Consider the following 16,038-nt stretch of genomic DNA (forward strand, 5'->3'; position numbering starts at 1 on the left):
GACTCTTGACGAGATATCAACCATTATCTCGTCAAGAAGCACATGTATCTTGCAAAAAGAAATTGTTTTTTAGTAAAATATATGAATTTTCATATTTTCCTTGAAACTCCACTATCAATGGCAGCTTGATAAACAGCATTACGTACTTGTTCCACCACTTTTTCATTGAAAACTCCGGGAATAATATAATCTTCACTTAACTCATCTTCATGAATCGTAGCAGCAATTGCTTTAGCCGCTGCTACTTTCATTTCATCATTAATCGAAGTTGCCTTGGCGTCCAAGGCTCCTCTAAATATTCCCGGAAAACATAAAAGATTATTTACTTGATTTGGATAATCTGATCTTCCGGTAGCCATTACACGTACATGTTCCTGTGCAAGATCCGGGGAAATTTCAGGGTTAGGGTTAGCTAATGCAAAAAGGATCACATCGTTTGCCATACTTTTTATATCCTCGACCTTTAATATATCTCCATCTGCCACACCAATAAATATATCAGCACCCTCAACTGCCTTGCTTAAAGATCCATCAATGTTTTCAGAATTCGTGTGTGTGGCATACCATTGCCATGAGGCATTATCATATTGTTTTTCTGATGTAATAGTACCTTCCTTATCTACACCTACAATATTTTTTGCTCCAGCAGCTAAAAGCATTTTGGTAATAGCAATTCCTGCTGCTCCAACTCCACACACGACAATTTTTACTTCTTCTAAATTCTTTTTCGTTATTTTAAGTGCATTCAAAAGTCCTGCTAATACGACAATAGCCGTTCCATGCTGATCATCATGATAAACAGGAATATCTAATTCTTTTTCTAAAGTCTCCTCAATTTCAAAACATTGAGGTGATGCAATATCTTCCAGATGAATGGCTCCAAATCCTGGACTGATTGCTTTGATGGTGTTAATAATTTCTTTCGGATCTTTCGTATCCAAACAAATCGGGTATGCGTTTACATTAGCAAAACGTTTATGTAACATCGCTTTACCTTCGATCACTGGCATCGCTGCTTCAGGCCGAAGCTCTCCTAATCCTAATACTGCGGTTCCATCAGACACAATTGCAATCGTATTATTCTTTATTGTTAAATTATGTGCTAGTTCTGGCTGCTCATCGATTGCTCGGCACACCCTTGCCACTTCTGGTGTATAAACATGTGAGAGTTGTTCACGATTCTTAAGATCCAACTTTGGCTGAATATCAAGCTTGCCACCCAAATGGATCAAGAAGGTTCGATCAGAAATATGTTTAACACGGACACCTTCTGTTTCCTTCAACGCATTTATCACGTTCATTTGGACTGATTCATCACTAACTTTAATTGAAATATCTCTAACGGTTTGCTTAGGGTTTTCCTTTTTGACATCAATTGCTACTAAATCAGCTTCATATTGATTGATCAGAGTAGCAATTTTACCAATATTCGCCTTTTCTTTTTCCATTTCAATCCGGATGATCACATGCACAATGATTCCTCCTTAATGATTTTTATACGGTTAATTCCTCGTACTTCCCCATTAAGCTTTTTTTGCATCATTAGTATATTTATATTCAATTGTAACGAAGGTTTCACTTTTTTGCTATCAGTAACTGTATTGTTCACTTGCTTTCCTGAGTTTACTATAGGTTTTTTATTTATGTTGTCACATTTCTTCTATGATCATCGTCATAGAAATGAAAATATAAAAATGGAGGTTATCTTCAAATGACAAATAAATGGGATGTAGTGATTATTGGTGGAGGATTAGCTGGTTATGTTGCGGCAAATTATTTAGCCAAAAACGATTTATCTGTATTGATACTTGAAAAAGCTGGTTCAATTGGTGGGCGTGCACGAACAAACAAAATGAAACAACAGTTGTTTAACATCGGTCCCCACGCCCTTTATAAAAAAGGAAAAGCAATCTCTATTCTCGAAGAATTAGGAATTAATATTTCTGGCAAATCGCCAAAATTAGGCGGAGTATTAATTAAGGATGAAGTAGAATATGCTGCACCTCTCAATCTTTCTGCACTTTTTTCCAGCCAACTTTTAAAGGGAAAGGAAAAGATGGAATGGCTATCTATGATAATGAAAATTAAAAATATTAATGTCGAAAAGTTAACAGATCAATCATATAAAGACTGGGTAGAACAAGTAACTAAATCTCCTACTATTAAGTCCTTACTATTTGTTCTTGCTAGGCTGTCCACTTATTGTCATCCTCCTGATATAACCAGCGCAAAAGTAATACTTTCACACGTCAAAGTCAGTATGGATGGTGTTCTTTATATTGATTACGGTTGGCAGACAATAATCGATCAACTTCATAATAAGGCGATTATTTCAGGTGTAGATGTTCAAACCAATGTAGTAGTAACTAAAATGATTAAGGACGAGGACGATGATTATAAACTAATATCCTCACAAGGCGACATATTTCCCGGGAAATATGTGATAAGTACGACAGGTCCAAGTGAATTAAATGCAATGTTAGGCAATGATAAATCCCTCCCAAAAGACAATTTTTTTGAAGAAATCATACCTGTTAAAGGTGCAACATTGGATGTGGCGTTAACACAGCTGCCGAACCCAAAACAATTATTTGCAATGGGAATAACGGATCCTCTTTATTACGCGGTACATTCACCTTATGCTATACTATCAGAAAATAGAAATCATTCCATCTTACATGTGTTCAAATATTTGCTACCGGACGAGAAAACCGAGGATAAGGATTTAAAAACTGAGCTTGAACTATTTTTAGAAAAGCTGCAACCAGGATGGAAGAACTTTGCAATAACGAGTCGGTTTATCCCTCATATTGTTGTTAATCAAAGATTCCCTCAAACTGGAGATAACCAAAGGCTTTATCAGTTAAAAAATAAATTCTCAGGATTATATATTGCTAGTGACTGGGCTTCGCCTCATTTTATTTTATCTGAAGCAGCAACTACTAGTGCAAAACAAGCTGTAGAAGAAATTATAATAAAGGAGGAGGAATCCATAAATGCAAATCACTACAGAAGATTATCACGAATTTAAACCCTTATTGTTTTCATTAGGTTACCGCATGCTTGGTTCAATAACAGAAGTTGAAGATAGTATTCAGGAAACTTTCCTGAAAGCCTATCAGATCGATACTGAAGATATTGATAATAAAAAGGCATATCTATGTAAAATCATGACAAATCGTTGTCTGGATGTATTAAAATCTGCTCGCTATAAACGCGAGCAATATATTGGTCCATGGAATCCCGAACCACTTCTCATTGATCAACCCGCTAGCTATGATCCTGCTGAATCCATTCTCCAAAAAGAAGGTTTAAGTATTGCCTATTTACGAATGATGGAATTTTTACGCCCTGAAGAGCGAGCTGTCTTACTTTTAAGAGAAGTATTTAATTTCACCTATTTAGAAATCGCCGCTATGATTGATAAAAAGGAAGAAAACTGTAGAAAAATGTTTAGTCGTGCTAAACAGAAAATGGCTCCCGTGCAAGACGAAAGCTTAGATTATAAAAATAACAAAAGCATTATTGATCGTTTCATCCAAGCATTCCAAACACAAGATCAAGATGTTTTGTTAGAGCTTATCTCTGATAAAGTTACACTGCATTCCGATGGTGGAGGTAAAGTAAATGCTGCCACCAGACCTATTATATCTGCACCTAATGTTTTAAACTTCTTGTATGGCATTATGAAAAAAATGACTGGAGACTTTGACTTTGAAGTTAAAATGGTCAATTATCAGCCTGGTATTTTAATTTTTATACAAAACCAGCTTCAAAGTGTTTTTAGCTTTTATATTTATGAAGGTAAAATTAACGAAATGTATATTACCTTGAATCCCGATAAATTAAGAGTTCAATCAATAGGAAATTAATAGGAGCAACAACAAGTGGGAGTTTTATTCTCCCACTATGCTCGACAAAACTAAGATCGCTTCAGCGGTTACAGACCACCTCACTTAATTTCTTCACTCCTTCTACGATAGCTGTAGAATCTTCATAACTAAAAGAGAGACGGAGCCATTCCCTACCATCTCTTTCATCTAGAAAAAAGTGTTTTCCTGGTAGAAACGACACACCTTTCTTCGTTGCCTGCTCAAGAAGCTCAGAAGTATCTTCACCAGGCAGTTTCACCCATACAAAATATCCTCCCCTCGGAACATACCAAGATACAGAGTCTGGCATGTAGTCAGCTAACGCATCTTTCATTAGGCTGCATTTTTCTTTATAGCTTTCTTGTATCAGACTCAACCGTTTATTTAATGGATATTGTCTTAAGTAATTTGACATAACCGCTTGTGCAAAAGGGTGATCTAAATCTTTCTTGAACCAGAATAACTTTTCGATGATCTCCTTAGTTGCAGAAACCCAGCCAATTCGCAGACCTGGAGCAATTACTTTTGAGAAAGACCCTACATAGAGCACTCGATTTGCCTTATCCCATGCCTTTAGTGTTTTAGGCTGGTCATGAAAGAAGAGCTCCCCATAGGCATCGTCTTCAATAATCAGAAAATCATACGTATCCGCTAATTCCAGTAGATGTCTCCTTCGCTCTTCTGTCAGTGTTGTCCCAGTTGGATTCTGAAACGTAGGAATGGTGTATAACAATTGTGGTAACGGAAGCCCTTTTGATTTTCTATCTGCTAATAGCTTTGCAAATCGTTCTGTTTGTAACCCGTCTTCATCCATTGGTATCTCAATAAAACGATCGGTATAATTTTTATAAATTTCTAAAGCCTCCATATATGTCGGTGATTCGACTGCTACCACTGTTTCTTCATCGACAAAAATTCGCGCAATTAAATCAATTGCTTGGCAAGCTCCTGCTGTAACTAACACTTCATCCATAGTAAACTTCATTTCACGCTGATCCAGTCGTTCAATAATTTGCTGTTTTAATTCATCCATTTTTGGTGTACCTAGGTAATGAAGTGGCAGATCTTGTTCGACATCAAGCAATTGTCCAATCGACTCCTTTAGTTGTTTGACCGGGACGAGACTTGGAGCAGGAAAACCGGAACTTAATCGAATACAGTCTTCAGGTATGTACGGCATCCATTCACCAGGTGGGTCATTTTTTAGTGCATTCGTTATATTATCGGAATAAAATGCATCCATAAGTGATTCACCTTTCTTTTAGACAATTCAACTACCTTCTTCTTGGTCACACTCCGGGCAAAGTCTTGGATAACGCCAATGATTTGTATAATACATATATTTTTCAAATGTACGAAAAGGAAAGATACCACCACATTTCTTACATTTCAAATCGACATCTCTCGGATTACTACCTTCCAACAACTCGGCTCGAATATTTTGCCAGTTTTCATCACTATCCGTTAGAAAGAAGATTCATTCCATTGCTAGAAAGATGGGAAGAAATTGATTATTAAAAAGTGCTTCATTTTTCTGAATATGTGAAATGGTCGCTCGAATCTCTTTTCATTCAATCACCTGACTCTTTTTAATTACAGTATACTGATGGTTGGTAAAATTGTCGAAAAATTAATGTGGACCACTTAAACAGTATTTCATTCCCATGGTTTATTCATAGGAATGAAACTTGCTAAATCCTTACTTGCCTTTCTCCGTTTTTTTCTCTCCTCTACCCGGATTTTAGCAGTTTCATGTAAATGTTTTTCTTCATCTGTTTCTGGGATAACATTTCGAACAGGTACTGAACGTCCATCTTCGTTTACTGCAACAAAAGTTAAAAAAGCGGTAGCTGCAATTGTTCGTTCTCCTGTAATTAGGTTTTCTGCCAGAACTTTGACAAACACCTCCATCGAGCTGGTACCTGTCCATGTAACAAATGACTCTAAACAGACGGACTGATCCGTCCGAATTGGCGCCAAGAAATCGACAGAGTCCGTCGAAGCAGTAACAACAGGGCTTCTGGCATGTCGCATAGCAGATACAGAAGCGATATCATCAATATAACTCATTAATTTCCCACCAAAAAGGGTTCCATGATTGTTCGTATCCGGCGGGAAAACATGACTAACCTTTACAGCAAGTGTCTCTCTAATAGCAGAAGTTTCCATAACCATCACCTTCTTGAATTTATAATACTGAAAAAGTAAAGCTTATCGGTAGTTATTGTCTTGCCCGGCTTCTACATTCATTAGTGCTCTTTTTAATGTATGTTGGCATTCCTCTACTCGAACTTGAGCGTCAAATAGTGGTTCCGTTGAGGTACCACTTCCATTTATCGCTTTTCCTCGGGCATCCTGAATTTGATTTTGAACCTCTCTGAGTTGCTGTTGCAATTCTTGCATCACTTCTTGATCAGCAGAATTTCGAGCGATACGCGTTGCTTCTTCTAATTGTAAGGACGTTTTTGCTAACTGTTCGATTTCATGACGATTTTGAATTGGCATTGATAGATTCCTCCCTATTTTTTTCTCCTCTTATCTTTGACAAAAATGAAAAATCTACTCATAGATTAAAAAAAGCAGCAACCTGTATCGCTGCTACTCTTTAAATCATTAATATTTCTTTAATATCTTCATCGGTGAGTGTTGAGAAAGTGTGCTCTTTCGTATCAACGATCTCTTCTGTGAGATGTTTCTTTTTCTCTTGCAATGCATTCATTTTTTCCTCAATGGTACCGTGGGCCACTAATTTGATTACTTGAACCTCATTTTTTTGACCTATCCTGTGCGCACGGTCTGCTGCTTGCTCCTCGACAGCAGGATTCCACCAAATATCGTATAAGATTACTGTATCGGCACCAGTTAAATTAAGACCTGTACCACCAGCTTTTAAAGAAATTAAAAACAAGTCACGCTCACCTTCATTAAACCGATAGCATGTTTCGACTCGTTCCTCTGATGGAGTTTGCCCATCAAGGTAAAAGAAAGAAAGTCCCTGTCTTGCTAATTCATTTCCTATTAACTTCAGCATTTTAGTGAACTGAGAAAAAATTAATACTCTTCTCCCTGCAAGTTGTGATTCTTCTATGATCTGCTTCAATTGTTCGAATTTAGCAGATCCTCCGTTGTATTTGTCTACAAATAACGATGGATGGCAACAAATCTGTCGTAATCGAGTTAACCCGGCAAGAATTTTAATACGATTTTTTCGTAATGTATCTTTATCTAAGTGCTTTAATGTATCATGTCTTAATTTCGCCAAATAAGCTGCATATATTTTCTTTTGTTCAGGTAATAATTCCATGGATTCGGTCGATTCTATTTTCTTAGGAAGCTCTTCAAGTACATCGTCTTTTTTTCTGCGAAGCATAAAAGGGCGCACTCGCCGAGCAATTTTTGTCCTTGTTAAGTTACTGAATTCTTTTAATCCAAGGAAAAGTTCAGGAAAGACCACATAATAGATGGACCATAGTTCTTCTAAAGAATTCTCTATTGGAGTGCCAGTCAAAGCAAATCGGTAATCTGCATTTATTTTTTTCACTGCTTTTGCTGTTTGTGTATATGGATTTTTAAATGCTTGTGCCTCATCAAAAATGCTCGTGTGAAAGGTTTGCTTGGAATACCAATCGACATCTCTACGCAACAGCGGATAGGAAGTAATAATAACATCGCTATTGGTAATTTTATGTTGGAGATGACTGCGCTCCTTTTTCGTACCATCGATAATCAATACATTAAGCTCAGGAGCAAATTTCCTCCATTCGTTTTGCCAATTATAAGTCAACGAGGAGGGGCACACGATTAATGCTGGACGCTTTTGCCTTCGAATCACTTCAAGCTCGGATAAAATAAACGCTATGCTTTGTAAGGTTTTCCCTAAGCCCATATCATCTGCCAGAACTCCGCCGAAGCGATAACTCGCCATTGTTTTCATCCATCTGTAGCCATGTTTTTGATAGTCTCTCAATACCGTTGATAACCCTTCCGGTACGTCATATGCCTCTTCGTCTGGATTTTTTAGTTTGTCCAAAAATGTTCGAAACGTTTTTTCTATGGTAAAAGTGTCACGATCATCGACAGCATCGAGAAGTCCGAGTCCTCTAACAATCGGTACTTGCAGGCCTTTTTCCAAGTCATCATCCTGAGCAGGAACAGTGTTTAAAAAACGTCTAATTTCTTCAAATTCTCTTGATTCCAAAGACATCAATGAGCCATTACGTAATCGGTAATACTTACGCTTTTCTTCGAGTGCCTGTAACAGTTCTCGAATATCCTGATCTGGAATACCCTGCATTTCAAACTTAAATTCCAACCAGTTCGTTCTTTCTCGCCTTAATTTCACCCTGATTTTCGGATGAGCTTTCTCTCGAAAAATCCGATTTTTGACCGCAGTAGTGGCATATATTTGGACAAGACCTTGCAATTCAGGTATAAAATGCTCTAAAAATTCATACTCCAACTCTTCATTATGGATAAAATAGCCGCCTTCTGTCTTGGCAAAACCGCTATTATTCATTATCTTAAGAATCTCGTTCTCTTTCTCTGTATCTCGAACTAGCATAGGCCCATTTTCTATTTCATTCTGTTCCAGTGGATGAATAATAATAGACTCATAATGAAATTCTAGACCTGCTAGCAGACGGTTTTTGACCCGGTCCAGATATAATTTTGCAATTAATGGCGTCTTTTCAAAATGGTCTCTTATGGTACGAGCTAATGTTACATCTCCCAATTTTCTCAAACCTGGAATAACCTTTTCCATGTAAGCATTCATTTGTTCAGACGGAATCGGAATTCGATCTGTTTTTGATGCAGTTAGCATCTGCTTGAGATTTGATAATTGTTCATTTTGTTCTTTATCCAACTGAATTAATTTACCATTATATAAAACAAGACGATACGCATGCATCACAACCAACTTGTTTAATCCTTTAATTTTCAGTTCCACTTCTCCTTGATTCGTTTCTGAAAAATCAAATGTTAATGGAAGAGGCGCATTTATAATAGGAAGACCTTCAAATGTTTTGCCTTTATACTCCAATTTAACAAGTGGTGCAGTTGTTAGAAGTGGCAATAGTCGATCGCCTGAAGATGGTGGAACTAATAAAACATCCGTATCGATTGCTTTATCCACTTGTTCCAGGGCGTCAAGATAAATTTGCTCATCTCGTATAACATAAATAAGCTGCTGAATAACGGCATCGGTATCTGTTTGAAAATAATGAGAAGCAGGATCATAACGAAATAACCGGGATAGCTGACAGGCTCTTCCTTCATTCACGCGTTTCAGAAAATCTCGAATGTTTTTAATTTTGATCGGGCCGATATGTATTTCAATTCCGAACAGATATTGTTGCTTGTCGATCGTCACAGGTTTACACGTAAACACCAAATTGAGTTGTTGCCGATTTTCAAAATGCCGTTGCTGTCCACTCCCGCGAGAAGAGCTGTCTTGGAAAATATTCATTAATCCTTCTGTCAATACTTGATTAGTAGATCGCTCCTCCTGAGCAACATCTATTTTGTCCTGTTGTTGTTGCTCATAAATCGTCAGCAGGACAGCAGCGATATGCTGACAATCATTTTGAAAAGACGGCAATGTCGGACACGTGCATTCCGTTCGAAAACCTCCATCAGCTTTCTTGTCCACGGTGACATGGAAATCTTCAGTAGCTTCAACCGTTGCTTCACACCTATCTGAAGTATATTTATGTAACGTTACTCTATTTGCTTGATAAAATGAATTTCCTCTTTTGAAGGAGATCGTGCCGCACAATTCTTTAATGATTTTCTGATTCAATTTGATGTCCATGTGCCCTACTCCTTCCATAATATCGTTATATCTATTTTTACTAGCTAATTTTATAAGGTAATCTCGACTATTATTATAAGGTTAGAATATTTTCACTGCAATTTTAAGTAATTTAAATCTTTATATGTATCTATATTTTATCTCTTTTCCATAAAAGATATTAATTTTTCAAAGAAATAACTTTATTTTAAGGGTTATAGGTTTTGAATGTAACCGTTACAATCGGATATGGAAGGAGGTTGGAAGCGCTTTATTTGTGTAAATATATTATTTGGAGGAATGCAAAAAATGAATAGTAATTTAAAAAAAATGGTTTCATTATTTCTTGTATGTATGTTAGTTATTCAACCAGCAATCATACCATCAGTTGCTAAAGCAGCAGAGACACCTGATATACCTGTACTGTTATACCACAAAATAGTGGAAAATCCGTCCAATGAATGGACAGACACCAGCATTGAGAAATTTGAGCAAACAATGAAATATCTTAGTGACTCTGGTTACAACACCTTAACAGCAGAACAATATGTAAGCATCATGGAGGGGAATACGGAAGCACCTGAAAATCCAATTCTACTAACTTTTGATGATGCAACTCCAGATTTTATCACCAATGCCCTTCCTATCCTAGAAAATCACAATATGAATGCTGTTTTGTTTGTTATCTCTGACTGGATTGACGGTGATGCCGGCATGTCTGAGGAGCAGTTAAAAAGTTTAGTAGATAAAGAACATATCAGTTTACAAAATCACACTCAATCACATGACCCTAACCTTTGGGGCGAGGATGGCAGTAAAATAAGTGAAATTACAAGAGAACAAGCCGAGCAAGAAATTACTCAGTCAAATACTTATCTAAAAAGTATTACTGGTGAAGATCCCACTCTTATGGCATATCCTTATGGCAGCTATAATGAAGTGACCAAAGAGGTCAATGAAGCTAATGGTATCTCTTATGCATTTAAAGTAGGATATCCAGATGATGGTGAGTATGCTATGGGACGTCACTATGTCATGATGGATACAACATTGGAAGAAATAGCAGGCTGGATCGGTGGACCTCCGCCTGAGGTTGAATCTGAACCAGAGGAAGAGCCAAATGATAGTGAAGTAATTTACCATGAAACCTTTGAAAATGGATTAGGAATAGCCACACAAGCAGGGAACGCACAATTACAACCTGCATCTGACGTTGTTTTTGAAGAGAATGATAATGGTAAAACTGTCCATGTTACGAATAGAAGTAATAACTATGACGGGATCGATATTCCTTTTACTGATGTAGGGATGGAAAATGGTAAGACTTATACGATTACTGTAAATGGTTATGTCGATGAAGAGATAACTGTTCCTGAAGGCGCACAAGCATTATTACAAAATATAGACAGCTATGAAGGTCTGTATCTGTCTGCCGATTATGCTGCAGGACAAGCTTTTACGTTAACAGGACAATATACTGTTGATACAAGTGTGGACTCTGCACTTCGTATTCAATCAAATGATCCAGGCGCCGAAGTACCATTTCATATTGGAAACATCCTTATTACAGGAGAAGGTACTACAGAGGATGAAGATGAAGAAGAACCAAATCCAGACAGACCTGAAGCAAAAGAATTCACCACGATTGATTTCGAAGACCAAACACTAGGTGGTTTTGAAGGTAGAAGTGGTGAGGAAACATTAACGATCACTGACGAGGCAAATCATACAGATAACGGTTCCTATGCACTTAAGGTGGAGAACAGGGCGGAAAACTGGCATGGTCCATCACTGCGAATGGAAGAATATGTAGAACAGGGACAGGAATACAATATCTCTGCATGGGTAAAATTGATTTCGCCTGAATCTGCAGATTTACAGCTATCCACACAAGTTGCAGAGGGAGATGGAGCAAGTTACAATAACCTCCAGGGTACAACCGTTACTACAGAAGACGGATGGGTTAAATTAGAAGGAACTTACCGTTACAGCAGTGTCGGAGACGAATACTTAACTGTTTACGTAGAAAGTTCAAATAGTTCTGACACCTTCTACATTGATGATATTTCTTTCGAACCAACGGATTCAGGTGATATCGAAATCGAAAAAGACTTACAACCTATTAAAGATGTCTACAAAGATGACTTCTTGATAGGAAATGCAGTTTCTGCCGGTGAGTTTGAAGGAAAAAGACTCGAACTTTTAAACATGCACCATAATTTGGTTACAGCAGAAAACGCAATGAAACCAAGTTATGCTTATGATGAAAATGGTGAGTTTAATTTTGATGCAGAAGACGACCTTGTACAGAAAGCATCGAATGAAGGTTTAAATATTCATGGTCATGTTTTAGTATGGCACCAACAATCAAATGAAAGGTTACACTCTGATGCAGATGGTAATCCATTAAGCAGAGATGAAGCACTAGCAAACTTACGAAACCATATTAAAACAACGGTTGAACATTTCGGTGATGATGTGATTTCTTGGGATGTCGTAAATGAAGCAATGAACGATAATCCTCCGAATCCATCTGACTGGAAGGGATCCTTGCGTCAATCAGGCTGGTATCATGCAGTCGGAACAGACTTTATTGAAGAGTCTTTTAAAGCAGCCAAAGAAGTAATTGACGAAAATGGCTGGGATATTAAACTTTATTACAATGATTATAATGATGATAATCAAAACAAAGCAGAGGCCATATATCAAATGGTCAAGGAAATTAATGAAGATTATGCAGCAGAAAACAATGGTGACCTGCTTATCGATGGAATTGGTATGCAAGCACACTATAATTTAAATACAAATCCAGACAATGTAAGAAGTTCCATGGAAAAATTCATTTCCCTTGGTGTAGAAGTTGGTGTGACAGAACTTGATATCACAGGTGGAAGTAATAATGAACAGACAGAAGAAGAAGCAAATGCACAAGCATACTTATATGCTCAATTATTTAAGCTGTATAAAGAACATGCTGAACATATTTCTCGTGTCACCTTCTGGGGACTAAACGATGCAACCAGTTGGAGAGCAGAGCAAAGTCCATTATTATTTGATAAAGACTTGCAAGCTAAGCCTGCATACTACGCTGTCGTAGACCCTGAAACGTTCATTGAAAATTACGACCCTATCGAAAAAGAGGTTAATCAAGGAGTAGCTTCCTATGGAACACCTGTCATTGATGGAGATAAAGATGATGTATGGAGCGAGGCAGCCGAACTTCCGGTCAATCGTTATCAGACAGCATGGTCAGGGTCAACAGGAACTGCTAGAGCATTATGGGATGAAGAAAATTTATATGTTTTAGTGGAGGTTAACGACTCAAGCTTTGACAAATCCAATGAAAATCCTTGGGAACAAGATTCCATTGAAGTTTTTGTCGATGAGAATAATGGGAAAACACCTTCTTATGAAAACGATGATGGTCAGTATCGAGTGAATTTTGATAATGAAACATCATTTAACCCAGAAGCCATTGCAGAAGGTTTTGAATCTTCCACTCATCAATCTGGAAGTGGCTACACTGTTGAATTAAAGATTCCATTTAAAACCGTTACACCTGAGAAAGATCATAAAATCGGTTTTGATGTACAAATCAATGATGCCGTTGATGGAGCACGTCAAAGCGCAGCAACATGGAATGACACTTCTGGAGCTGGGTACCAGGATACTTCAGTATTTGGTGAACTAACACTGGTAACGTCAGAACCAACACCTGAAGAACCAGAAAAACCAGAAGATCCTAAAAAGCCAGAAAAGCCAGAGAAACCGGAACAACCAACTAAGCCAAAACCAGTTATCACAAAGCCAACAATAGAAGATAATAAAGCAACAGTGAAAGATGAGATAATTGACCAAGTAAAACAAGGTGGAGAGTTAGTTATTGACTTGAGTGAAGAAGATGGAACTGTATCCGTTTTATTGTCGAAGAACCAAATAAAACAGCTTAAAAAGCAAAATGCAGTTCTACACCTTAGCAAACAGGATGTAAATATTCAATTACCTGCATCCATTTTTACCAATGGTGACGAAGAAGTAGAGGTTACCATTCAAAAAATGAAAGATATTGAAAATGCCTTGAGTGCAGTATACGACTTTAAAATTATTCAAGGCGACCAGGAAATCAGCCAATTTGATTCTATGGTTACACTTTCCTTTAAGGTGGATAAAAGCAAAGTAACGAATCCTGATCTTGTAAAGGTATTTTATTGGAACCCTGAAACAAAAGATTGGGAGCTAATTGGCGGTGAATATCAAGATGGCGTTGTAACAGTAGAAACTGATCACTTTAGTACATTTACCGTATTTGAAATCGAGAATAGTGAAGACCAAACGGTAGATGAAGAACCACCTACAGAAGAGCAAGGCCAAAATCAGTTGCCTGATACAGCAACAAACAGCTACAATTTCCTATTAGCAGGACTAGTAGTACTGCTTACAGGCTTAATTTTCTTCATTTATAATAGAAGAAAAGCTTAAGTTCGAAGTGCGAGAAGGTAGTTATTTTCTTCACGGGATATGTAGTGCTGTAGACGGGATAACCTAACCGCTTCACGGGATATATAGCTCGCTTAACTGGATAAGTCTGATTATCCCGTCAAGCGAGAGTGTTTTCCAGTGAAGCGAAGTAGTTATCCCGTGAAGAGAGCGTAGTATCCCATGAAGCATAATCTTACCGTGTCACAAAAAAAACCGAACAGTAAAGTTCGGTTTTTTTCTTATATTTCACGCTCTAGACCTAATGTATCAGATGTTGTTACGTGGATTTCTTCAATAAGCTCTGGATGATCTAACAGCCTTACGCCATAAGAAGGAATCATTTTTTTGATTTTAGGCTCCCACTCTTTAATATGGTCCGGGAAACAGTTCTCCATTACTTCCAACATGACAGAAACGGCGGTAGAAGCACCTGGAGACGCGCCTAACAATGCGGCAATCGAGCCATCTTCTGAGTTTACTACTTCAGTACCAAATTGCAGGGTCCCTTTTCCATCATCGGTATCTTTGATTACTTGCACCCGTTGGCCTGCAACTACAATGTCCCAATCTTCACTTTTAGCATTTGGAACAAATTCTCGTAATTCTTCCATCCGCTGTTCTTTTGAGGACATCACTTGTTCAATCAAATACTTGGTTAATGGCATGTTTTTGGCACCTGCTGATAACATTGTAAAGAGGTTATTCGGCTTAACTGAGCTAATCAAATCCAGCATTGATCCTGTTTTTAAAAACTTCGGTGAGAAGCCCGCATATGGTCCAAATAATAAAGATTTTTGATTATTAATAAACCTTGTATCAAGATGGGGCACAGACATTGGAGGTGCTCCCACTTTTGCTTTGCCATATACTTTGGCATGGTGTTGCTCGATTACGTCAGGATTGTTACATGACAAAAAGAGACCACTCACTGGAAAACCACCGATGTGTTTTCCTTCCGGTATTCCAGATTTCTGTAATAGATGGAGACTACCACCACCTGCTCCAAGAAAGACAAATTTGGCAGTATGTTGCTCCACATTCCCATTGTCGACATTACGTACTTTTACTTGCCATGAACCATCACTTGTCTGCGTGAGATTGTCCACTTGATGTTTATATTGGACATTGACATTTTGCTCTTCTAAATGCTCAAATAACTTACGTGTTAATGCACCAAAATTAACGTCAGTGCCAGAGTCAATTTTGGTTGCGGCGATCGGTACACCTTGTTGTCTTTCCTGCATGATCAGTGGCATCCATTCCGTTAACTCTTTCGTATCCTCTGTATATTCCATTCCTTTAAACAAAGGGTTGCTCGCTAACGCTTCAAAGCGGTTTTTTAGAAAATTAACGTTCTTTTGTCCTTGGACAAGACTCATATGTGGTAAAGGCATAATAAAGTCTTGAGGATTACTTATTAGATTGCTATTTACGAGATGCGCCCAAAACTGTTTGGAAACCTGGAATTCTTCATTGACCTTCAATGCTTTACTAATATCGATCGATCCGTCAGGCAGTTCTTTCGTGTAGTTGAGCTCACAAAGTGCGGAATGACCCGTCCCTGCATTATTCCATTCATTGGAGCTTTCCTCACCTGCACTTCCAAGCTTTTCAAACACAGTAATGTCCCAATCTGGCGCTAGTTCTTTTAACATCGATCCTAATGTCGCACTCATAATACCTGCACCTATTAAAATAACATCTGTCTGTTTATGTGTCTCACTCATAGTTACCTTCCTTATATAAATAGATTTGTAGATTTTTTATCCGTTTTCATATTATTAACATGTAAATAAACACCTATAACTATTATATATCAGTTACAGGTGTTTTTAAAGCTGGGCATCGTAAATAATGTCACTTATTGACATTTTACGCAAAGGGTTTATACGTGAT

Annotated in this window: 9 protein-coding genes; 3 read left to right on the forward strand and 6 right to left on the reverse strand. The window is 37.7% G+C overall.

Features of this window, described 5'->3' with window-relative positions; genetic code table 11:
* Positions 1-89: 89 nt before the first annotated feature.
* Positions 90-1,448, reverse strand: a complete 1,359-nt coding sequence (locus tag BUC25_RS04630) for an NAD-dependent malic enzyme (RefSeq protein ID WP_073200511.1) — start codon at positions 1,446-1,448, stop codon at positions 90-92.
* A 263-nt stretch (positions 1,449-1,711) separates the two neighbouring features.
* Here BUC25_RS04630 and BUC25_RS04635 point away from each other — a divergent pair, with 263 nt between their 5' ends.
* Together BUC25_RS04635 and BUC25_RS04640 are read left to right on the forward strand one after the other, a co-directional pair.
* Entirely contained in the window at positions 1,712-3,031 is a 1,320-nt protein-coding gene (locus tag BUC25_RS04635) for a phytoene desaturase family protein (protein WP_073200087.1), read from the forward strand.
* Complete coding sequence (locus BUC25_RS04640; RefSeq protein ID WP_084543361.1) at positions 2,997-3,872, forward strand: RNA polymerase sigma-70 factor; 876 nt, start codon at positions 2,997-2,999, stop codon at positions 3,870-3,872. Before BUC25_RS04635 ends, BUC25_RS04640 begins: the two co-directional genes overlap by 35 nt.
* A gap of 61 nt (positions 3,873-3,933) precedes the next feature.
* On the opposite strand, the gene BUC25_RS04645 is transcribed toward BUC25_RS04640, so the two are convergent.
* The 4 genes from BUC25_RS04645 to BUC25_RS04660 all read right to left on the reverse strand — a co-directional run bounded on the left by BUC25_RS04645 (position 3,934) and on the right by BUC25_RS04660 (position 9,684).
* Positions 3,934-5,115 (reverse strand): aminotransferase-like domain-containing protein, encoded by a 1,182-nt coding sequence (locus BUC25_RS04645; RefSeq protein ID WP_073200089.1) that lies wholly within the window; start codon positions 5,113-5,115, stop codon positions 3,934-3,936.
* 413 nt (positions 5,116-5,528) lie between these two features.
* Positions 5,529-6,041 (reverse strand): acyl-CoA thioesterase, encoded by a 513-nt coding sequence (locus BUC25_RS04650; protein WP_073200091.1) that lies wholly within the window; start codon positions 6,039-6,041, stop codon positions 5,529-5,531.
* 42 nt (positions 6,042-6,083) lie between these two features.
* The gene (locus BUC25_RS04655) at positions 6,084-6,377 is read right to left on the reverse strand and encodes a hypothetical protein (protein WP_073200093.1); all 294 of its coding nucleotides are present in this window, start codon (positions 6,375-6,377) and stop codon (positions 6,084-6,086) included.
* Positions 6,378-6,477: 100 nt separating this feature from the next.
* Positions 6,478-9,684 carry a DEAD/DEAH box helicase gene (locus BUC25_RS04660; RefSeq protein ID WP_073200095.1) on the reverse strand — a complete coding sequence of 1,069 codons (3,207 nt, stop codon included), beginning with the start codon at positions 9,682-9,684 and terminating at the stop codon, positions 6,478-6,480.
* 288 nt (positions 9,685-9,972) lie between these two features.
* Between BUC25_RS04660 and BUC25_RS04665 the strand changes: the two genes are divergently transcribed.
* Positions 9,973-14,142 carry an endo-1,4-beta-xylanase gene (locus BUC25_RS04665; RefSeq protein WP_073200097.1) on the forward strand — a complete coding sequence of 1,390 codons (4,170 nt, stop codon included), beginning with the start codon at positions 9,973-9,975 and terminating at the stop codon, positions 14,140-14,142.
* A gap of 239 nt (positions 14,143-14,381) precedes the next feature.
* On the opposite strand, the gene BUC25_RS04670 is transcribed toward BUC25_RS04665, so the two are convergent.
* The gene (locus tag BUC25_RS04670; protein WP_280174044.1) at positions 14,382-15,884 is read right to left on the reverse strand and encodes a malate:quinone oxidoreductase; all 1,503 of its coding nucleotides are present in this window, start codon (positions 15,882-15,884) and stop codon (positions 14,382-14,384) included.
* Positions 15,885-16,038: the final 154 nt, after the last annotated feature.

The sequence above is a fragment of the Gracilibacillus kekensis genome (assembly GCF_900143085.1).
GTDB classification, from domain to species: Bacteria; Bacillota; Bacilli; order Bacillales; family Amphibacillaceae; genus Gracilibacillus; species Gracilibacillus kekensis.

Bases quoted from the DNA above. Each gene is read 5' to 3' on its own strand.
- BUC25_RS04630 (WP_073200511.1), bottom strand. From the start codon at position 1,448: ATGGAAAAAGAAAAGGCGAATATTGGTAAAATTGCTACTCTGATCAAT.
- BUC25_RS04635 (WP_073200087.1), top strand. From the start codon at position 1,712: ATGACAAATAAATGGGATGTAGTGATTATTGGTGGAGGATTAGCTGGT.
- BUC25_RS04640 (WP_084543361.1), top strand. From the start codon at position 2,997: ATGCAAATCACTACAGAAGATTATCACGAATTTAAACCCTTATTGTTT.
- BUC25_RS04645 (WP_073200089.1), bottom strand. From the start codon at position 5,115: ATGGATGCATTTTATTCCGATAATATAACGAATGCACTAAAAAATGAC.
- BUC25_RS04650 (WP_073200091.1), bottom strand. From the start codon at position 6,041: ATGGAAACTTCTGCTATTAGAGAGACACTTGCTGTAAAGGTTAGTCAT.
- BUC25_RS04655 (WP_073200093.1), bottom strand. From the start codon at position 6,377: ATGCCAATTCAAAATCGTCATGAAATCGAACAGTTAGCAAAAACGTCC.
- BUC25_RS04660 (WP_073200095.1), bottom strand. From the start codon at position 9,684: ATGGACATCAAATTGAATCAGAAAATCATTAAAGAATTGTGCGGCACG.
- BUC25_RS04665 (WP_073200097.1), top strand. From the start codon at position 9,973: ATGAATAGTAATTTAAAAAAAATGGTTTCATTATTTCTTGTATGTATG.